General features: G+C 56.5%; 20 protein-coding genes. 8 read left to right on the forward strand and 12 right to left on the reverse strand.

Annotated elements, in window-relative coordinates:
- Positions 1 to 27: 27 nt before the first annotated feature.
- A complete protein-coding gene (locus HKX41_02995) occupies positions 28 to 666 on the forward strand; it encodes a DNA-3-methyladenine glycosylase 2 family protein (protein NNC23124.1) in 639 nt (212 codons plus the stop codon).
- A gap of 149 nt (positions 667 to 815) precedes the next feature.
- Here the strand turns inward: HKX41_02995 and HKX41_03000 are convergent, their stop codons facing one another.
- Positions 816 to 1,814 (reverse strand): NAD(P)H-quinone oxidoreductase, encoded by a 999-nt coding sequence (locus HKX41_03000; GenBank protein ID NNC23125.1) that lies wholly within the window; start codon positions 1,812 to 1,814, stop codon positions 816 to 818.
- Between the two features lie 7 nt (positions 1,815 to 1,821).
- Entirely contained in the window at positions 1,822 to 2,154 is a 333-nt protein-coding gene (locus HKX41_03005) for a multidrug efflux SMR transporter (GenBank protein NNC23126.1), read from the reverse strand.
- Positions 2,155 to 2,378: 224 nt separating this feature from the next.
- On the opposite strand from HKX41_03005, the gene HKX41_03010 reads away from it, so the two are divergent.
- Positions 2,379 to 3,485: a class I SAM-dependent methyltransferase gene (locus HKX41_03010; GenBank protein NNC23127.1), complete on the forward strand. Its 1,107-nt coding sequence runs from the start codon at positions 2,379 to 2,381 to the stop codon at positions 3,483 to 3,485.
- Positions 3,486 to 3,657: 172 nt separating this feature from the next.
- Here the strand turns inward: HKX41_03010 and HKX41_03015 are convergent, their stop codons facing one another.
- Positions 3,658 to 4,809 (reverse strand): aminotransferase class I/II-fold pyridoxal phosphate-dependent enzyme, encoded by a 1,152-nt coding sequence (locus HKX41_03015; protein NNC23128.1) that lies wholly within the window; start codon positions 4,807 to 4,809, stop codon positions 3,658 to 3,660.
- Between the two features lie 311 nt (positions 4,810 to 5,120).
- Between HKX41_03015 and HKX41_03020 the strand changes: the two genes are divergently transcribed.
- The 3 genes from HKX41_03020 (at position 5,121) to HKX41_03030 (ending at position 8,679) form a co-directional block, all read left to right on the forward strand.
- On the forward strand, positions 5,121 to 6,101 hold the full coding sequence (locus HKX41_03020; GenBank protein NNC23129.1) for a D-2-hydroxyacid dehydrogenase: 981 nt from the start codon (positions 5,121 to 5,123) through the stop codon (positions 6,099 to 6,101).
- Positions 6,102 to 6,183: 82 nt separating this feature from the next.
- On the forward strand, positions 6,184 to 7,635 hold the full coding sequence (locus tag HKX41_03025) for an NAD-dependent succinate-semialdehyde dehydrogenase (protein ID NNC23130.1): 1,452 nt from the start codon (positions 6,184 to 6,186) through the stop codon (positions 7,633 to 7,635).
- Positions 7,636 to 7,656: 21 nt separating this feature from the next.
- On the forward strand, positions 7,657 to 8,679 hold the full coding sequence (locus HKX41_03030) for a histone deacetylase family protein (GenBank protein NNC23131.1): 1,023 nt from the start codon (positions 7,657 to 7,659) through the stop codon (positions 8,677 to 8,679).
- 102 nt (positions 8,680 to 8,781) lie between these two features.
- Here the strand turns inward: HKX41_03030 and HKX41_03035 are convergent, their stop codons facing one another.
- Together HKX41_03035 and HKX41_03040 are read right to left on the reverse strand one after the other, a co-directional pair.
- A complete protein-coding gene (locus HKX41_03035) occupies positions 8,782 to 9,282 on the reverse strand; it encodes an Hsp20/alpha crystallin family protein (GenBank protein NNC23132.1) in 501 nt (166 codons plus the stop codon).
- Positions 9,283 to 9,428: 146 nt separating this feature from the next.
- A complete protein-coding gene (locus HKX41_03040) occupies positions 9,429 to 11,006 on the reverse strand; it encodes a BCCT family transporter (GenBank protein ID NNC23133.1) in 1,578 nt (525 codons plus the stop codon).
- A 447-nt stretch (positions 11,007 to 11,453) separates the two neighbouring features.
- Between HKX41_03040 and HKX41_03045 the strand changes: the two genes are divergently transcribed.
- A complete protein-coding gene (locus HKX41_03045; protein ID NNC23134.1) occupies positions 11,454 to 12,431 on the forward strand; it encodes a glycine betaine ABC transporter substrate-binding protein in 978 nt (325 codons plus the stop codon).
- A gap of 70 nt (positions 12,432 to 12,501) precedes the next feature.
- Here HKX41_03045 and HKX41_03050 read toward each other — a convergent pair whose 3' ends face one another.
- On the reverse strand, positions 12,502 to 13,575 hold the full coding sequence (locus HKX41_03050; protein NNC23135.1) for an AI-2E family transporter: 1,074 nt from the start codon (positions 13,573 to 13,575) through the stop codon (positions 12,502 to 12,504).
- Between the two features lie 10 nt (positions 13,576 to 13,585).
- Entirely contained in the window at positions 13,586 to 13,744 is a 159-nt protein-coding gene (locus HKX41_03055; GenBank protein ID NNC23136.1) for a hypothetical protein, read from the reverse strand.
- Positions 13,745 to 13,843: 99 nt separating this feature from the next.
- On the opposite strand from HKX41_03055, the gene HKX41_03060 reads away from it, so the two are divergent.
- On the forward strand, positions 13,844 to 15,361 hold the full coding sequence (locus HKX41_03060) for a M48 family metalloprotease (GenBank protein NNC23137.1): 1,518 nt from the start codon (positions 13,844 to 13,846) through the stop codon (positions 15,359 to 15,361).
- Positions 15,362 to 15,377: 16 nt separating this feature from the next.
- On the opposite strand, the gene HKX41_03065 is transcribed toward HKX41_03060, so the two are convergent.
- The 4 genes from HKX41_03065 to orn all read right to left on the reverse strand — a co-directional run bounded on the left by HKX41_03065 (position 15,378) and on the right by orn (position 17,601).
- The gene (locus tag HKX41_03065) at positions 15,378 to 15,644 is read right to left on the reverse strand and encodes a DksA/TraR family C4-type zinc finger protein (GenBank protein NNC23138.1); all 267 of its coding nucleotides are present in this window, start codon (positions 15,642 to 15,644) and stop codon (positions 15,378 to 15,380) included.
- 43 nt (positions 15,645 to 15,687) lie between these two features.
- The gene (locus HKX41_03070; GenBank protein ID NNC23139.1) at positions 15,688 to 16,194 is read right to left on the reverse strand and encodes a protease complex subunit PrcB family protein; all 507 of its coding nucleotides are present in this window, start codon (positions 16,192 to 16,194) and stop codon (positions 15,688 to 15,690) included.
- Positions 16,195 to 16,218: 24 nt separating this feature from the next.
- On the reverse strand, positions 16,219 to 16,857 hold the full coding sequence (gene cysC, locus HKX41_03075; protein NNC23140.1) for an adenylyl-sulfate kinase: 639 nt from the start codon (positions 16,855 to 16,857) through the stop codon (positions 16,219 to 16,221).
- Positions 16,858 to 17,055: 198 nt separating this feature from the next.
- Entirely contained in the window at positions 17,056 to 17,601 is a 546-nt protein-coding gene (gene orn, locus HKX41_03080) for an oligoribonuclease (protein NNC23141.1), read from the reverse strand.
- Between the two features lie 132 nt (positions 17,602 to 17,733).
- Between orn and HKX41_03085 the strand changes: the two genes are divergently transcribed.
- The gene (locus HKX41_03085) at positions 17,734 to 18,015 is read left to right on the forward strand and encodes a 4a-hydroxytetrahydrobiopterin dehydratase (protein NNC23142.1); all 282 of its coding nucleotides are present in this window, start codon (positions 17,734 to 17,736) and stop codon (positions 18,013 to 18,015) included.
- Positions 18,016 to 18,026: 11 nt separating this feature from the next.
- Here HKX41_03085 and recR read toward each other — a convergent pair whose 3' ends face one another.
- Positions 18,027 to 18,635: a recombination protein RecR gene (gene recR, locus HKX41_03090; protein NNC23143.1), complete on the reverse strand. Its 609-nt coding sequence runs from the start codon at positions 18,633 to 18,635 to the stop codon at positions 18,027 to 18,029.
- Positions 18,636 to 18,670 lie beyond the last annotated feature (35 nt).

The following is an 18,670-nucleotide window of genomic DNA, read 5'->3' on the forward strand; positions in this document are numbered from 1 at the left end:
AAAAATCAATACGAACACGAGGCTTAAATGAGCGATGCAACAATCGGACCGGTCGATCGCCAAGTAGCCGAAGCTCATCTGCGAAGCATCGATCCAATACTGGCAGGCATCATCGACCGCACCGGGCCATTTGATCCCGAGCCTCGCGCCGAGCCAGACGTATTTCATGCCTTGACGCGCGCCATCGTTTATCAGCAACTATCCGGCAAAGCTGCAGCCACCATCCATCGTCGCCTTTTCGACGCGCTTGGCGGCGACACAGCACTCAGTCCAGCATCAATCCTGGCAGCTCCCGACGAACAGCTACGCGGCGCCGGCCTATCAGCCAACAAAATGCGCGCGCTACGTGGACTAGCTGAAGCCACACAGAACGGCCATGTACCGAAAGATGCCGAACTGGCGCATTACACCGACGACGAGTTGATCACAGCATTCAGCACGCTTCGCGGAATCGGGCGATGGACGGTGGAAATGCTATTGATTTTTCACTTAGAGCGACCCGACGTCTTGCCCGTGGACGACCTCGGCATCCGCAAAGGCTTCGCCCGCACCTACGGATGGCAGACGTTACCCAAGCCGAAACAACTCGCCAGTTACTGCGAATCGTGGCGCCCCTATCGTTCGGTCGCAAGTTGGTATATGTGGCGGGCGACCGAGCTCACGTAGTCCCGACAGCCGCCCGATCCACATGCTTACCTAGTGCTTACCGATTAAGCCGCTGCCACTAGGCCTTTGGCCGCGTATCACTAACAGCCCCATCTGCGCGCGAGCGGCTGCAATGGATATTTCCATTTGCGACAAACGCCCGAACGGGATTATACGGTCACGACGATCCGGCCTAGATGCTGGCCGGCAGCCATCTCCGCCTGCGCTTCGTTGAGCGCGTTGAAATCGAACACCTGATCGATCATCGGCACCAAGCGCCCAGCTTCAAACAGCGGTGCCAAGCGGGATTCGAACCAGCGGGCGACTGCGATCTTGCGCTCGATCGGCAAGCTGCGCATGGTCATGCCGCGTAGTGTCAGGCGCCGTGCCAACATCTTGCCGACGTCGAAATCAGTGGCACCGCCCCCGATGACGCCGACCTGGACTTGTGTACCTTCTGCAACCAGTGCGTCGAGGTTGTCATTCAATGCGGCGCCACCCACGAAGTCCATAACCACGTCGGCGCCGCCGATCTCGGACTGAACCGCTTCGGCAACGCCTTCATCGCCGTCAGTCAACGCCCACGTTGCGGCGCGTTCAAAACCAGCATCGACGAACCGCGCGTCCAAATCTTTCAAACGCTCGGATGTTCGGCTAGTGGCAATCGCTCGCACACCGAGTGCATAAAGGAGTTGCAAACCAGCCTGACCGACGCCGGAGGTAGCACCACGAATGAGTGCCCACTGTCCTGGGCATACGCCGCCTTCAAGGAACAGGGCGCGGTAAGCTGTTGCAAACGCTTCGGGTACCGCAGCGGCCTGTGCCCACTCGAAGCCTTCAGGCACGGCAATCGTTTCACGGGCGTGAACCACAACCTGATCGGCGTAGGCACCACCACCGATCAACCCCATCACGCGATCGCCAATGGCGCGTTCCGTTACGTCCTGCCCTATTTCAACGACCTCACCGGCGTATTCGATCCCTGGACGCAGCGGATCGAAACCGGGCGGCGGCGGATAACGCCCCTGGCGCTGGAGCAAATCAGCACGGTTGATGCTAAACGCCCGAACCGCGACGCGCACGGATTGGCGATCAAGCGTAGGCTCTTCGATCTCGTCGATGTAAAGCGGGTTGTCCGCACTCTCAGCATCGATAAACCAGGCTTTCATAAATATCTCACGTTCGCAGCAAATTAAGACCGACCACGCCGGTCAGAATCAGCGCAATAAAAAACATTCGAGACACGGTAATCGCTTCGTTGAAGACAAGGCTGCCAACAAACGTGATGAAAACGATACCAAGCCCCGCCCAAACGGCATAGGCAATGCTCATATCGATCGTTTTGAGCGCCAATGCGAGGCCGACAAAAGAAGCGATGTAGCTGACGACCACAGCCACCGAAAACCACGGCCGTGTGAAACCTTGGCTCGCGTTCAGGAAACTGGTGCCAATAACCTCGAATACGACCGCTAACAACAGAATGGTCCAAGCTAGCCAATTTACGCTCACCACACGCGCCTCCTTATTCAGCGCCTATCGTTGCCGGGCATCCGAATGGTCGTGCACCCGGCGATGCAGTTCACCATCATAGACGAATTCAACAGACCACCGCGTGGCTTGCGCTATGCTGACGCGTCGGCAAACACAACAATGTTGAATGATCCAGCTCTATTCTACCGCTGTCGGTCTAGCAACCATTTCGAAAACGAGGCTGCAACCAGCATATTTATTCCATGGTCAACGAAAGGCAAGATGACACCGTGAATGTGCACCGAGAGAATCCATTCATTGAGGCCTGCGAACGCGGCTGGATGCCGGATTGGTGCACGCGCGCCGGTATACGGCGCTTGCTCGACACCCGCTTGACCAGTGCCCAGGCGCGCGACCCTGAAATTCGCAGCGAAGCACAGCGCGAATTCATACACCGCGCTTCAACAGGACCTGTCGTCGAACATACGCGTCAAACCAATGAGCAAAACGACGTTTTACCGCCGGTTTTTTTCGACCACGTACTCGGTGCACGGCACAAATGTAGTAGCGCCCTATTCGAGGCTGGCGTCGACAACCTAGACGAAGCTGAACACGCTATGCTGGCTCTGACCGCCCAGCGTGCCGGCCTGGCTAATGACCAAGCGATACTCGATTTCGGTTGCGGCTGGGGGTCGTTGGCGCTATGGGCGGCCGAGCGCTATCCGCGCTCGAGCGTGCATGCTGTGCCCAATACCGAAACCCAGGCAGCATTCATTCGCAAACGTGCCGACAAGCGCGGCCTGGACAACCTCACAGTTGAAATCTGTGACTTCAACCAATTCGATCCCGGCACTGGCGTATTCGACCGGATCGTATCGATCGAACAGCTCGAACACATTCGTAACTACCATGCCTTATTCGGTCGCATTCGACGCTGGCTTACCGCGCGTGGCCGTCTTTTCGTGCACGTGGTTGCGCACAAATTCCTCATGTCTCGAGGCATGGATACCGGCACCAACGATTGGCTGGCGCGCCATTTATTTGCCGGCGGCGTGATACCGAGCGAGCATCTATTCGCCCATTTCCAAACCGATTTGGCGCTACTCGATCATTGGTGGCTATCCGGCACCCACTACCGCGATACCGCTAACGCTTGGTTAGACCGACTCGATGCCAATCGCAAGACGATCCATTCATTGCTTACCGATGCGGCTAGCGCCACACGCCGCCGCCGGATTCAAAGTTGGCGGCTGCGGCTGATGGCCATGGCCGAATTGTTCGGGCACGACGAGGGGAACGAATGGGGCATCGGCCACTACCTATTCGAACCGCACCCCGGACCGACACAGCCTAGAAAACGACAACAATAACCTCGTATCGCCCTCGCCTGCGTGGCTACGCCCATCGTCGCCGACGCCGCTAGCCGCTGACGTAGAACAAACAGCTCATCACCCACATCAAATGACATAACGAGTTTGCCGCCTCCCCAAACCGATTCCGCCAGCACTTAGACAGTGCCGGCGGTAAAACGCGCACTTGGGTTTAGGCGCGCTCGATCTCCGGTTGCCGCGCCATCCACGGCTGCATACGCGCAAACGCATCCTCGATGCGGTCCATCGAGGTCGAGAAGCTGATCCGCATCAGGTTGCTCGAGGATTCACCAAAGGCGTCACCGGGAATGACACAAACCCCGGTCTCCTCGAGCATCCGCATGGCGAGCTTACCTGCATCGACGCCGGCGGGCAGCGATGGCGCAATGTAGAACGCGCCCTGCGGCCAATAGCCGGTCAGCCCGGGTGTATCCGCGACGAGATCGACGACCCGGTCACGCCGGCGCGCGTATTCGGCCACCATGTGGTCGACATCGTCGGCACAATCGACAAGTGCCGCCACGGCCGCCCACTGCGCGGGTGTGTTAGCGACCGTAGTCGTGAACATATGGTAGCGCCGCAGCGTGCGGATCGTATTCTGGTCGGCCACAATCCAGCCCACGCGCAGCCCCGGCATAGCAAAAGTCTTGGAGCAACTCGATACGACCGCGACACCATCGAGATCCATGGCACAGGACAACACGCTCGGGTACTCGATATCGTCGAGAATCAGGTGGTCGTAGACTTCGTCGGACAGAATCTCGACACCACGGTAGGCTGCTTCCTGACACAACCATTCGATGGTCTCGCGCGGATACACAGTGCCAGTCGGGTTACTCGGTGAATTCAACACGATGGCGTGCGTATTGGGCCCGATCATGTTGATGATTCGTTCCGCATCGAGCTGATGGCCTTCGGAAGCCGAAGTCGGCACCATTCGGACTTGACCGCCGTTCATACGGATTAGCGGCGCATAGAGTAAAAATGTCGGATCAGCGATGATGAATTCACGGCCTGGTGCAGCCATCGCCGTCAACATCAGATAGATGCCTTCGGTCGCACCCGTGGTGATCAGGAAGTTGTCTTCGGACAGCGTGGATCGGTAGCGCGCGCTATAGTGCTCCTTGAGCGCGGTTAACAACTCCGGCAGCCCGGCATCCATGGTGTAACCCGTTTGCCCGGCCTCAAGCGCATGTATGTGGGCGTCGATGACTTTCTGCGGTGCGGCAAAATCCGGCTGGCCGAGCGAAAGATGGGCGACATCATCCAACTCCGCGGCACGATTGACCATTCGCCGGATGCCCGAAATCGGGATGGCGTGCATCGCCGGATTCCAGACCAAACGGTCGCGCACATAGCGCTCGTCCGGGTCGTTGGCTAGAAGATTGTCTTCGTTTCGGGGGTTGGCTGCCACGACCGATACCTGTCTTTACTGGGCGACTTACAGGTTAAGCGTAGGCCCGCCCGAAGACAGGGTCAATACAGATTGCAAATGATCTTGCCAACGAAGCCGCGCATCCGCGAAAGCCTTGTCATTCGTTGACCTATCTCGGCATTCGGCGTAGCTTGCCACGACTATAAACAGCGCACTGCTGAGCCCTTTTCAGGCCGATAAAACCAGTGAGTGAGATAAGCATTAGCAATTCGAGTGCCCCTAAGCCGACCGTTACGGTACTAGCCGGCGATAACGATGGCCCACCCGGCGTTGAACGCCTCTACGATCACGTCGATGCACGGATCGTATGCGATGAGGCTGGATTAGCCGAGTCACTACCGGACAGCCAAATCGTTCTGGTTACAGACTTTCGTAGCGACGCCCTAGCCCGCACTTGGCCGCAAGCCAAAAATGTCGACTGGGTGCACGCCGCCAGTGCCGGCGTTGATCAATTGATGTTCGACGCCCTGCGCACCAGTGATGTAGCCATCACCAATGCTCAAGGCATATTCGACCACGCAATCGCGGAGTATGTGCTCGGCGCGATCTTGTTCTTTGCCAAGGACACGCGCCATAACGTGGTGTACCAGCAGCAAAAACGCTGGGTACACCGCGATACCGAGACTATCGCCGATAAACGCGTGGTGGTTGCGGGCGCTGGCTCGATCGGACACGAAATCGGGGCACTGTGCCGCGCGGCCGGGATGGCTGTCGACGGTGTGGCTAGCCGAGCGCGTGAAGGCGACGATGTCTTTGGCCGTATTCATGCAGCGGCCCATATCGACGATGTGCTCACCGAAGCCGATTACGTCGTCATCGCGGCACCTCTGACCGATGCCACCCGTCATTGGTTTGATGCCGCACGTTTCAACGCAATGCCACCCCATGCCCGCCTGATTAATATTGGGCGCGGACCGATCGTCGTTACCGACGATTTAGTCGATGCATTGCAAAACAACCAAATCGCGGGGGCGGCACTCGATGTCTTCGAAAACGAGCCGCTGCCTGCGGATCACCCGCTCTGGTCGATGGATAACGTGCTGCTCTCGCCCCATATGGCCGGTGATTTCGTGGGCTGGCGCGAAGCCTTGATCGACCAGTTTTTGGCGAACCTCGATCGCTGGCAAACCGGTCAGCCGTTATTCAACCCGGTCAACAAAAAAGCCGGCTATGCCGCTTGAATCGCCGATTATGGCCACATACGTTCAATTCTGCGACACCGTTTAAAAAAGCGCATGAGCCATGCGCGAGGCTGACTATTCCATGATCGACTCCCATCTTTTGACCAATATCGCCGGCTATGTTGATGGCAACTGGTGCCAATCCGACGGCAATCAAACAGAGCCCGTCATCAACCCGGCGAACGGCGAAACGTTGACCGAATTCGGCGTTATGGGATCGGCCGAGACCGAACGCGCCGTTGCCGCCGCAAAACGTGCCAACCAAAACCGGCGCGATTTGCAGACGCGGCGTCAATGGCTAAAAGACATCGGCGACGCCCTACGCGCAGAAAAACGAGAAATTGGCCGCGTGCTCTGCCTGGAACACGGCAAACCCTGGCCGGAAGCGCAAGGCGAAGTCGAATATGCGGCGAGTTTTTTCGATTACTTCGCCGAAATCATCGACGAACTTGAACCTGAAACCCTGCCCGAGAACGCCAAGGGCTGCAGCTGGACGATCTATCACCGCCCGATCGGCGTCGCGGGTCTGATTACACCGTGGAACTTCCCGATCGGCATGATCGCCAAGAAATTGGCGCCGGCACTAGCCGCCGACTGTCCGAGCGTGATCAAACCGGCCAACGAAACCCCGCTTACCACGATTACGCTCATGCAGCTCATCCACGAGCGACTGGACTTGCCATCCGGCATGGTCAATCTTGTCATGGGCAAATCCAGCGAGATCGGCAAAATACTGACCGAATCGCCGGACGTTCCCATGATCTCGTTTACCGGCTCGACGGAAGTCGGACGCACCCTCATCGATCAAGGCAAAACGCAAGTCAAGAAAATGGGGCTGGAGCTCGGCGGTAACGCACCATTCATTGTCTGTAATGATGCGGATCTGGATGCGGCCGTCGATAACCTGATTGCCAACAAATTCCGTGGCAGTGGCCAAACTTGTGTGTGCGCGAACCGCATCTATGTGCAGAGCGACGTCTATCAAGAGTTTACGAACAAGCTTGTAGCCAAAATCAAAACCATGCGAGTCGGCGACGGCATGGATGACAATGTCGACATGGGACCACTGATCAATCGTAATGGCTTCGACAAGGTGCACGAGCACGTCGCGGATGCATTGAGCAAAGGCGCAACCCTAGAAGCCGGTCAGCATCCGGACGAATTGTCGAGCGAGCGCAGCTTATTGTATCCGCCTACCGTCGTTAGCGGCGCGACGCACGCCATGCGATGCACCCAGGAGGAAACATTCGGCCCACTGGTGCCGTTGATCCGCTTCGAAACCGACCAGGAAGTGGTAGAAGCTAGCAACGATACCGAGTTCGGCCTCGCGTCCTATGTGTTTTGCCAAGATACTGATCGCGCCCACGGGATCATCTCGCGACTTAGCTTCGGGCACTGCGGCTGGAACACCGGCACGGGGCCGACCGCACACGCACCTTTCGGCGGCATGAAACAGTCCGGTATCGGCCGTGAAGGGGGCCGCGACGGCCTAATCGAATTCACCGAAGCGCAATCCGTTCCCAACGGCGGTTAACGCACAACTGCGGAGCCCACTGTGAAAGCTTTTTTCGACGACACCCAGAACCGCCACGAGCCAAAAAGCTACTTTACACGTGGGCAGATGCGTGCCCCACAAGAATTGCCGGCGCGTACACCGCCCCTCATTAAAGGAGCGGAATCCGCGGGCCTGTCGGTCCAGGCACCCGCGGATTTCGGCATGGCACCTATCGCAGCGGTCCATGACCTCGGCTATCTGCGTTTTCTAGAATCCGCTCATCGGCGTTGGACCAGTGGCTCGGAAGATTGGGGCGACGAAGTGATGTCGAATATCTTCGTGCGCTCGCCCAACCCGCTACGTGGCATTCTAGCCGAAGCGGCCCGCTATCAAGCCGACGGCAGTTCGCCAATCGGTGCCGGAACATGGGAAGCCGCTTATGCGTCGGCACAAACCGCGGTTACGGCCGCAGACTCGGTCGCTCGCGGCGAACCGGCCGCGTATGGCGTATGTCGGCCACCGGGCCATCACGCGCGCCACGATGGTGCCGGCGGCTTCTGCTTTTTGAACAACGCGGCCATCGCCGCCGAGTGGCTACGCGGCTGCGGTTTTAGCCGAGTAGCTATTCTCGATCCGGATATCCACCACGGTCAGGGTATCCAAGAAATATTTTACGAGCGTGCCGACGTTCTCTATATCTCGATTCATGCTGACCCGACAAACTTCTACCCAGTGGTTACTGGCTTTGAGGACGAACGTGGCAGCGGCCCCGGATACGGCGTTAATATCAACCTACCCATGCCGCACGGCTCCTCAGCGTCGGCCTTTTTCGATCGCCTGAACGAAGCCCTCACCGCAATTCGTTTGTTTGCTGCCGATGCCTTTGTGCTACCGCTTGGCTTCGACACCTATAAAAACGATCCCCAGTCCAAGGTAGACGTGGATAGCGACGATTTCACGCGGCTGGGCGCTTTAGTGCGCCAACTCGATCTGCCCACGGTTGTTTTACAAGAAGGCGGCTACGACGTCGACAGCCTGTCCGTAAACGCCGAGCGTTTTCTGACCGGGTTGCGCAGCACCTAGCGTCGGTCTAACGACCGCCAGCTGCCACACCACCCGGCCAAAGGCGGGTTATACGCCGCCTTTTGACGCCGTGGTGCTCAACCTCCTGGCCTACGCCAAGCTCTAACTATCCCCTTTCGCGGTGATCGAAATGTCGTTGGTTTTCGATGCAGCGCCGCCAGCAATGACGATCTCGAGCAAGCCGTTGTGCGTGTGTGCTGTCACATCATTGGACTTTACGCCGTCCGGCAGCATCATGTCGCGACGGAAATCACCGTAACTCCGCTCGCGCGCGTAATACGCCACATGATCCTCATCGAGCTCACTGTGCCGTTCGCCGGAGATCGTCAGCACACCATTGGTCACGGCCAGATGGATATCATCCTGGCGAACACCCGGCACCTCGCAGCGAATCACCAGATCATTCCCTTGAGCGAAAATATCGGCTAGCGGAATATAAGCGTGCGAGTGCGCGGCGGCACCGCTATTGGCGGCGCTGGCGTCGCCCCCACTGTGCTGCAACATGAACTGTGTCTGCGCACGATTCATCTCACTCATGAAATCCATGAAGCCGCGGAACGGTTTATGCTCTCGACGGCTGGAGGAACTCGTTTTCTTAGCCATAATGTCTACTCCTCGGTCTCAAATAACGCTAAGTCGATATCACCGAACGGGCGAGATTACCCACCGAACCACTATTTCATGACGTGGTTCGGTGGGAACACCTCGCGCTAGACACCTTTCCTTAGCGCTCTAATTGTTGGTATGCGCTATCGGGCTGACGCGGACGCTCGCCGCTCGGTATTGGGCGTTTTATCGCTCATATCCTCCTCACTCAAAGACTTGAACAACGACCAACACATCACGAGTAAAACGATACAAAACGGCAGCCCGGTCGTAACTGCCGCGGTTTGAAGCGAACTCAACGCATTACCGCCGCCGAGCGATCCCGCAATGAGCAACACCGCTGCAGTCACACCTTCCATGATCGCCCAGAAAGCGCGTTGCTGCCAGATCGGATTGGGATCGCCGCCGTTGGTCAGAATATCGATGACCAATGACCCCGAGTCGGACGATGTGGCGAAGAACAGTGTCACCACAATAACGGCGATTAACCCTGCAATTACCGACACAATCGATCCCACCGGCAATTGATTCATGAGCACGAAGATCGCCTGTGGCGCGCTCGCGCTCTGCAGCGCCTTGTCACCGCCTTCAAGCATGTAGTGGAGCGCGGTACGGCCAAATATCACAAACCAAATAACCGAAGCACCGGATGGGATCAGCAGTGTGCCGAGGATGAACTTGCGAATTGAATAGCCGTAGGAAATGCGAGCCAGGAACAGCCCAACAAACGGCGACCAGGATATCCACCATCCCCAGTAAAACAGTGTCCACGCCTGCTGGAACTGGAGTCCTTCACCCTTAGTCCATAACTGCAGCGAGGTATTGACATAATGCTGCAGATAGTAGCCAGTATCGGTCATGATGTTCGCGAGGATATAAAGCGTCGGGCCAACAATGAACACGAACAACGCAAGCCCGATAGCCAGCCACATATTAATGACTGACAGGCGCCGCACGCCCGCATCAACGCCTAACATGACACTCATGATCGCCACGATTTCGACGACAAGGATAATCAGAAGCTCAGTCGCCAAGTTCCCGGGAATACCGAATAACGTGTTCAAACCGGCAGCAATCTGATCCGCGCCGAGACCGATCGACGTGGCCAAGCCGAAAAGCGTTCCGAAAACAGCCAACACATCGATGGCGTGGCCAATCGGACCGTAGATGCGGTCGCCAATGAGTGGATAAAACGCAGCGGCGGGCTTGAGCGGTAAACCACGTCGGTAGGAAAAATATCCGAGCGACAGACCAAGCACGATATAGACGGCCCAAGGCTGAAGACACCAGTGGAAGAACGTCCAATTCATGGCTGCGGTCGCAGCACTCTCGGTCCCGCCAGTACTTACCGGCGGATTCTTGAAATGCATGATCGGCTCAGAGACGCCGTAATAAACCAGTCCGATCCCCATACCGCAGGTGAACATCATGGATATCCACGACCAGGTATCGAACTCCGGCTTGGCGTTATCGGGACCAAGCTTGAGGGTCCCCCAGCGGCTGAGCGCGATGAATATCACAAAGATGACGAACGTCGCTGTCGAGAACACATACAACCAACCGAAATAGGTCGTAATGAAGCTCAGGACCGCGTTAGCAACCGCGCTGAAGCCTTTCGGAAATATCGATGCAATGATTACGAGCGTAAACAGCAGAATAACCGATGTGATAAACACCGGCGGGTTCGTGTGCTCGTTCAAATATGCTTTTACTTTGTCCATCGGGGCACGTCTCCTTCGACGGGCGTATACGCGCAGCGGCAGTCACTCCGAACGAAACAGGCCAGAGCGGGATGCCGACTCCACGCAAGTTTATAGTTAGCTGAACTTGGAAAATCTCCCTCTAGCGAGCCGCCAATAGCGACACCGTTAGCCATAGAGCCTGATTCCACCAAGGTCGTCAAGGCCGACGGTGTCGGGCTCAAGGCGCGCCACAGGCTTATCCGCCTGCAAACATAAGTACTCTCGGACACGCTTACGTTTCCCGTTAACATGCGATTTCCCCATGTTGACACGCGTTCTCTGAACGTCGGATATCGATTCAGAAAACACGCCAAACGCTCGATACCAATCGGCCGAGCGATGGACTCTACAACTAATTGGTCAGATGGCAACCCCTCCCCCATCGTCTAGACTCCTAGAAAGCTGTCGATAATTAAGGATTCCGCTATGGCGTCAAAAAACGATTATGAAATCACCAAGCGTGGCGATACCGGCATAACCCGTCGTGGGCTTTTCCGCTGGAGCGGCGCCGCCGTCGGTAGCACTCTATTGGCTGGTAGTGGCATTGGGCGCGCCATTGCCGACACTTCTAAGACCTTGACGATCGGCAACATTGGCTGGGTCGAAGATGTCGCTCTTAGTCACCTGACCAAAGTCATTCTCGAAGATCATTTCGGATACCAAGTCAATGTCGTCAGCAAAAGCGTTGACGACTTGTTTGCAGGCGTAGCCGATGGTTCGATCGATACGTTTCAAGACGTTTGGCTTCCCCAAACGCACAAACCCTATTGGCAAGAATACGGCGATCAGATTCAACGCTTGGCGCCCTGGTATCAGGGCCGCGCCACGCTCGGCCTGACTGTCCCCGACTATGTACAAGCCAAAAGCATCTCTGATCTGACGCCGTATGGCGAACAATTCGATCACAAGATCGTGGGTGTCGAACCGGGCGCTGGTGAGACACGTATCATCAAAAACGATGTCATGCCGGGCTACAATCTTGACGATTACACGTATGAAGCTGGCTCCACGCAGCATATGCTGAAAAAGCTGGACCAGGCCATCAGTGAGCGTGAACCGATTGTGGTAGCGCTGTATCGTCCACACTGGGCGTTCAACGTCTATAACCTGCGTTATCTAAACGATCCGAAGAACCTGATCAGCAACCTGAACGATCGCCTTTACACGATTGTTCGAAAAGGACTTTCATCCGATACCCCGGAAGCTTACGCGCTTTTGGAATCGATTAACCTGAGCCCATCACAACTCGGGCAGCTGGAGCTAGCGATTCAAAGCGCGGATGGCCCCACGCAAGGTGTTCGTAATTGGCTCGCCGGTGATCGAGCGTTCGGCTCCAACAAGAGCGTCAATAAACAGTTGGTCGAGCCCTGGATCAACGCTGCACGCGCCGCAGCGAAAAAATAAACGACCAAGCCTTTTAACCGTCCTATGGCCCCGCTTCGCCCTTATCGGCGTCGCGGGGTTTTTTTGTGGCCTAGGTATCGTCTGCCGCAGACGATTCGGCGTTCTGCCGTGGCCAAGCACGTATGACGGCGTGGACGACCGTCGCCAGTGGGATGGCGAAAAACACGCCCCAGAACCCCCAGATACCGCCAAAGAACAGTACCGAGACGATGATGGCCACGGGATGCAGATTAACGGCCTCCGAGAACAAAATCGGGACTAGCAGATTACCGTCGAGCATCTGTAGCACGATATAAGCCAGAAGCACGTAAAACGTGTGGGCGTGCATGCCCCATTGCGCGTAAGCAACAACCATGACCGGCAATGTCATGCTGAATGCACCAACATACGGGATCAAAACCGAGAAACCGACCACCCAAGACAACAACATCGCGTAGTTGAGACCGAGTGTAATGAAAACCAGGTAAGCCGTGATCCAAACAATGAGGATTTCCACCGCCTTGCCTCGGATGTAATAGATCAGCTGGACATTAACCTCCAACCACACGCGCCGAATCAGTGCGCTATTAGCAGGCACGAAACTGCCGAACCAACGCAGCACGCGCTGTTTATCACGCAGAATGAAAAACACCATCAACGGCACCAGGATCAAATACACGCCGGTGTAGAGAATGCCAAGTCCAACCACCCACGAGCGACTAAGTATCTCGCTACGCAGCGGCCCTGCATCAAAGGACGTGCTGTTGATGATGGCGTCGATCTGACCATGCGTGATCAATGTCGGATAGCGTTCCGGCAACGTAGAAATCCAATGCTGAATCTTGGCTGCGAGCTCCGGAATCTGCTGAACGATTTGGCCCGCCTGCTGCGTCAGCAACGGCAGCAATGCAAACAGCACCCAACCTGCACCGACAAGTAATGCGACCGAGACCATTCCCGCCGAAAGGCTGCGCGGCAATCGCAAACGAACCAGATACTCGACCGGCTTATCAAGCAGATAGGCAAGCACGACTGCCGCAAATACGGGCGCTAATACGGATCCCAACACCAAAATCGCGATCAAGCCCGCGACCAATATCAGTATCAACGCGACCACTTGTGGATCGGAAAAATGGCGCGTTAACCACGCGCGAATTACGTTCATGCCGCTCCCGTCATTCAACTACCAACATATCGAGAGAAATGGTCAGGATGCATAGTTTAGACGTCGCCATGATTGATGTGGCAAGTGCCGACAAATCCGGATCGCGAATACGCTTGTAGGCAACCAGCCAGCGCCGCGAATGCATCGGATGACGCGTAAAATTTGGCATACTGACGTATCTTGATACATCCGCTTCATCCCTCGAATCCCGCGAACGCGCCAGTGCGGCTGCGGTCTCATTCGTAATGCACCTCTACGAGCGAGCGTCGTGCCCAACATCTCGCAAATAACCGCTGTGCTATTGGCTTGCGCGCTTACCGCCGGCATGGCGACAAATGCTAGCGGAGCAGTGGCGGGCGCTGATCTGCCCGATCTCGGCAACCCGAGTGGTCGCGCCATGTCAGCCGACAAAGCCCAACGTATAGGCGCGCGGGTCATCGCCAACCTTCACTCGAAAGGATTGGTTCTGGAAGATCCGCAGCTTGTGACGTTCATCCGGAGCATCGGTCAGCGTTTGCTCAGCAATATCGAGACCAATGATCAGGATGTCCAATACTATGTACTCAAGCTTAGTGCGCTAAACAGTTTCGCACTACCTGGCGGCAACATCGGTATTTTTACCGGCATGATTTCGGAGACCGACAACGAAAGCGAGTTGGCGGCCCTCATGGCACATGAGACGGCTCATGTGGTGCAACATCATATCGCCCGCGAAGCCGAGCAAATGGAGGGCATCGGCTGGCAAAACCTCGCTCTGATTCTTGCCGGCGCCATCGCCGGTGCATCCACGGGTAACGCCGATGCTATTCCAGCAGCGGTCAGCGGTGGCTTGACGCACCTCATGAAACAACGTGCCGGGTACACGGAGGCCCACGAATACGAAGCCGACCGCATTGGTATCAAAACACTGGCTAAGGCGGATTTTGATCCGCACGCGATGGTGACTTTGTTCCAAAAATTCCAACGCCAGCGCCAAAGCCATAGCAGCAACGAAATATTACCGACGTTTTTAAATCATCCGCTGCCGGGTACGCGAATCGCAGAAGCCGCTGAACGAGCCGTTGGTCAGCCGAAACGCAAGGTGCGCACCAGCTCGATCTATCCGTTGATGCGCGAGCGTGCCCGAATCATGCAAAGTTCGAGGATGGACAAGTTAAGAGCTCGCTATAAATCTCGGATCGCGACTGGGGAAGCTAATGCCGCGAATGCCTATGGTTATGCGTTAACGCTCATGCGGCTCGGGAAAAATAGCCAAGCGATCGATATCTTGACGCCCTACGCGCAGGCCCACCCGAACCAAGCACCGTGGCAACTCGCTTTGGCCAGCGCCGAAAAATCCAGCGGGCAGCGTCAGCATGCGCTTAAACGATTGCGGCAAGCCAAGACGCGTTTCCCCAGCAACAGCGCGGTCAAGCTGGCCTATGCGTCAACCTTGTTGGCGGTCGGCAAGCCTGCAGCTATGCGCGACTTCCTATTGTCGCAGAACCAAGTTCTCAAGCAGTGGCCGAAGGCACAACATCTGCTAGCGAAGGGTGCAAACCGTCAGAAGCGCCTTGGCGAGGCCTATTATCGGCGCGCTAAGGCATATGCTATGCGCGGCGCCTATCCCGGTGCCATCAATCAATTACGCTCCGCACTGCAAACCGCGGAGTTAAATAGCTATAACAAGTCCCGACTCAGCGCCCTACGTACGCAATTTGCGCGCAAATGCAACCACACCTATGGCACTGATCATTGTCGCCGGGCCGTCGAACACTTAGCCAAGCGCAACAGCTCAGCCGGTTAAGAACGAATACGCTAGCTTATCTGAGCAGCGCGTCTTTACTCGCTCTACGATTAGAGCCACCACCCTTGTCGGCCTCGTCACGCTCGGCCTGACAGGCGACACAACACATAACGCCGGGAATAGCTTGGCGACGAGGCGCTGGGATCGTCTCACCGCATTCGGCGCACGTCTGCCGCGAATCCGACTCGCTGCCAAATTGCGCCCGGGCAGTTTCGACCGCGTCCGAAACTGTCTGGTCGATCTGTTCCTGTACGGCGCCGTCCTTCGCCCAGCCTGATGCCATGTCGCCCTCCGTCGGACTTTAATGCTCAGAACCCAACGATATACTACGAGCGACTTGATTTCGATGGCCGATGAAATGCCGTTTCACCGCGTTTATCACCGAGTTGGTCAACCAGTTTGATGCGATCGTAGTCACCTTTCGGTGGATTAAAAGCAATGCAACGGGAGTTCAGCGCCTGACTGACTTTGGCGTTTAGCCCAGGCGCTGTCCATTTCATGGCGACGACTAACGTTTTGTTCTCGATCCGTGTCTTTTTCGGTAGAAGTTGGATGTCGTAACCATCAGTTGCTCGCTGCCCCATTTCAGCTACGATCACGCCGTTTTTTGCGGCCATATCCGGATCGAACGCACTCAAATTGCGTTCGTTGATCCAGGTCGAGAAAGTCGAAGGCTTAGCAAAATATTTCACCCCCGAGGCTTCGGACGGTGTGCCGCAGTAATCACTCGAGGCGATCACGTCCATATCGCGCCAATGGCTGCGTGGCAACAATGCGCATGCAGACAGCGGGATTATGCAAGCAAGAACAATCAGTAAGCGAAAGGAGGTCATGTAAAAAGCCGTTGGCAGTTAAACTTAAGCGTTGGCGCCCGCCGACGCATCTTGGCTCAGGCTCGCTTCTATATAGCCTTGTGTCAGCAGGTAATCGACAAGTTGATCAACACACTCGCCAAGCGTGTTCGCATCGGTGTGCACTGTCAGCTCTGGCTCTTCCGGTGGCTCATACGGCGCGCTAATGCCCGTGAAGTTCGGAATATTGCCGGCCCGGGCCTTAGCGTACAAACCCTTTGGATCGCGCGTTTCACACACGTCCAGCGGCGCATCGACAAACACTTCGACGAAGTCGCCCTCGTCGGCCAATGCGCGGGCCATTTCTCGATCCTGGCGATACGGTGAAATAAACGCCGTGAGGTTAATGATGCCAGCATCTCTGAAAAGCCCGGCAACCTCCCCGATACGGCGGATGTTTTCGATGCGGTCGTTGGGTGAGAACGTCAGATCACGGCATAACCCGGTCCGCACATTGTCGCCGTCGAGACGATACGTGCGACACCCCATGGTCGCCAGGCGCTCTTCCAACGCCACGGACAATGTTGACTTACCGGAGCCGGACAACCCGGTAAACCATATCGTCAAACCATAGTGCTGATTGCGAGCCTCGCGCTGCTGCCGATCCACGCGGGACTCGTGCCTGACAATATTTTCCTGGGCCATCGCATTCTCACTTTTGACTAAGCAATCGCTAAGCCAGCGATGCTTACGTTGTGACAAACAAAAACAATCGATTTGATTATATCGGTTCGAATCGAGCTACGCTGAGAAGTTCCCGACTAAGTCCCAGAGACTTATATCAAACGGCATCCAATGCAGTCGCGATAACCGACCACCCCATTACGTATGGCGGACACATTGTCAGACTTTCAACATGGCGCGCCGGTAGTGGGCCAATTCCGCGATCGAGTCACGAATATCGTCCATTGCCAGGTGGGTCGCGTTTTTCTTCAAACCATCAAGCACTGTGGGCGACCATCGGCGGGCCAACTCCTTGAGCGTGCTGACATCGAGATGGCGATAGTGAAAAAACATTTCCAATTCGGGCATATGGCGCGCCATGAAACGCCGGTCCTGGCAGATGCTATTACCACACATCGGTGAAGTCCGCGGCGGCACATATTGGCGTAAAAACTCTAGCGTCTGCTGCTCTGCGGCGCGGCAGTCGAGGTCGCTGTCGCGCACCCGCTGAGTCAGGCCGGATTGGCCATGCTGCCGTGTGTTCCATTCATCCATGCCCGCGAGCACAGACTCGGGTTGGTGCACGGCCAGGATCGGGCCTTCCGCAACCGTATTCAGCGCCGAATCAGTAATTAGCGTTGCGATTTCGATGATTTGATCGGAAGCCGGGTCGAGGCCCGTCATTTCCAGATCAATCCAGATCAGGTTATCGTCGCTTACCGCCATATCGGAACTCTCTTATTTTTACTTGATAGATGCTGGGCGTACGATGGCATCCAGTGACCAATCAACGTCGAGGATACCGTGGCGCAACTAGCCGAACAGAATTGTGAAGCCTGCAGCACCGACACGCCGCCGATGACCACCGAGGCCATCGAAACCCACGCACAACAACTCGCCGACTATTGGCAGATCGTCGACGACCGCATACTACGCGCCGTATTCGACTTTAAAAATTACTACCATACCCAGGCGTTTGTGAACGCCGTCGCGTGGATTGCGCACTGCGAGCGCCACCATCCCGACATCAGCTTCGGCTACAACCAAGCGACCGTGGATTGGTCGACCCACGCCATCGGCGGGCTATCGGCCAACGACTTCATCTGTGCCGCCAAGGTCGATCGGCTGCGAGCCGACTAACAAAGACGCTGCTAGCGCTGAATCGCGCTACGCCCCGCGAATGCCTGATTAAGCGTACCGGCATCAACGGTTTCGAGATCGCCGCCCACCGGTACGCCCTGCGCGATACGGGTGATCGCCACGCCGGCGCCCGCCGCCAGATCAGCGACATATTCGGATGTAGTTTGTCCCTCAACCGTGGCGCTCGTCGCCATAATCAATTCCGCGACTACGCCGCTACTAATCTGATCGCGCAGCAATTCGAGGCCGAGTTCGTCCGGGCCGACACCATCAATCGGCGATAAGCGCCCACCGAGCACAAAGTAGCGACCATCGAATCCGGTGTTCGTCTCGATCGCGACGACGTCAGCCGGGCTTTCCACCACGCAGACCCGACTTTGATCACGGTTTGCGTTGTCGCAGATCGTGCAGGTCTCGCGCTCGGTCAACATCCGACAGTTATCGCAGTGGCCGACACTGTCCATGGCATCGGTCAACGCCTCGGCCAGTTGACGACCACCGTTTCGATCCTCGGCCAACAGATTGAACGCCATGCGCTGGGCGCTTTTCTGGCCGACGCCGGGCAACGTCCGAAACGCGCCGATCAAGCGCTCGATTTTGGGTGAAAATCCAGCGCCCATCACCCGGCAACAAAACGCTTGCGCTGGCGCACTCG

Source organism: Salifodinibacter halophilus (assembly GCA_012999515.1).
GTDB lineage: Bacteria > Pseudomonadota > Gammaproteobacteria > Nevskiales > Salinisphaeraceae > Salifodinibacter > Salifodinibacter halophilus.

Bases quoted from the DNA above. Each gene is read 5' to 3' on its own strand.
- HKX41_02995 (NNC23124.1), top strand. From the start codon at position 28: ATGAGCGATGCAACAATCGGACCGGTCGATCGCCAAGTAGCCGAAGCT.
- HKX41_03000 (NNC23125.1), bottom strand. From the start codon at position 1,814: ATGAAAGCCTGGTTTATCGATGCTGAGAGTGCGGACAACCCGCTTTAC.
- HKX41_03010 (NNC23127.1), top strand. From the start codon at position 2,379: ATGGTCAACGAAAGGCAAGATGACACCGTGAATGTGCACCGAGAGAAT.
- HKX41_03015 (NNC23128.1), bottom strand. From the start codon at position 4,809: ATGCACGCCATCCCGATTTCGGGCATCCGGCGAATGGTCAATCGTGCC.
- HKX41_03025 (NNC23130.1), top strand. From the start codon at position 6,184: ATGATCGACTCCCATCTTTTGACCAATATCGCCGGCTATGTTGATGGC.
- HKX41_03035 (NNC23132.1), bottom strand. From the start codon at position 9,282: ATGGCTAAGAAAACGAGTTCCTCCAGCCGTCGAGAGCATAAACCGTTC.
- HKX41_03040 (NNC23133.1), bottom strand. From the start codon at position 11,006: ATGGACAAAGTAAAAGCATATTTGAACGAGCACACGAACCCGCCGGTG.
- HKX41_03045 (NNC23134.1), top strand. From the start codon at position 11,454: ATGGCGTCAAAAAACGATTATGAAATCACCAAGCGTGGCGATACCGGC.
- HKX41_03050 (NNC23135.1), bottom strand. From the start codon at position 13,575: ATGAACGTAATTCGCGCGTGGTTAACGCGCCATTTTTCCGATCCACAA.
- HKX41_03055 (NNC23136.1), bottom strand. From the start codon at position 13,744: ATGCCAAATTTTACGCGTCATCCGATGCATTCGCGGCGCTGGCTGGTT.
- HKX41_03065 (NNC23138.1), bottom strand. From the start codon at position 15,644: ATGGCATCAGGCTGGGCGAAGGACGGCGCCGTACAGGAACAGATCGAC.
- HKX41_03070 (NNC23139.1), bottom strand. From the start codon at position 16,194: ATGACCTCCTTTCGCTTACTGATTGTTCTTGCTTGCATAATCCCGCTG.
- cysC (NNC23140.1), bottom strand. From the start codon at position 16,857: ATGGCCCAGGAAAATATTGTCAGGCACGAGTCCCGCGTGGATCGGCAG.
- orn (NNC23141.1), bottom strand. From the start codon at position 17,601: ATGGCGGTAAGCGACGATAACCTGATCTGGATTGATCTGGAAATGACG.
- HKX41_03085 (NNC23142.1), top strand. From the start codon at position 17,734: ATGACCACCGAGGCCATCGAAACCCACGCACAACAACTCGCCGACTAT.
- recR (NNC23143.1), bottom strand. From the start codon at position 18,635: ATGGGCGCTGGATTTTCACCCAAAATCGAGCGCTTGATCGGCGCGTTT.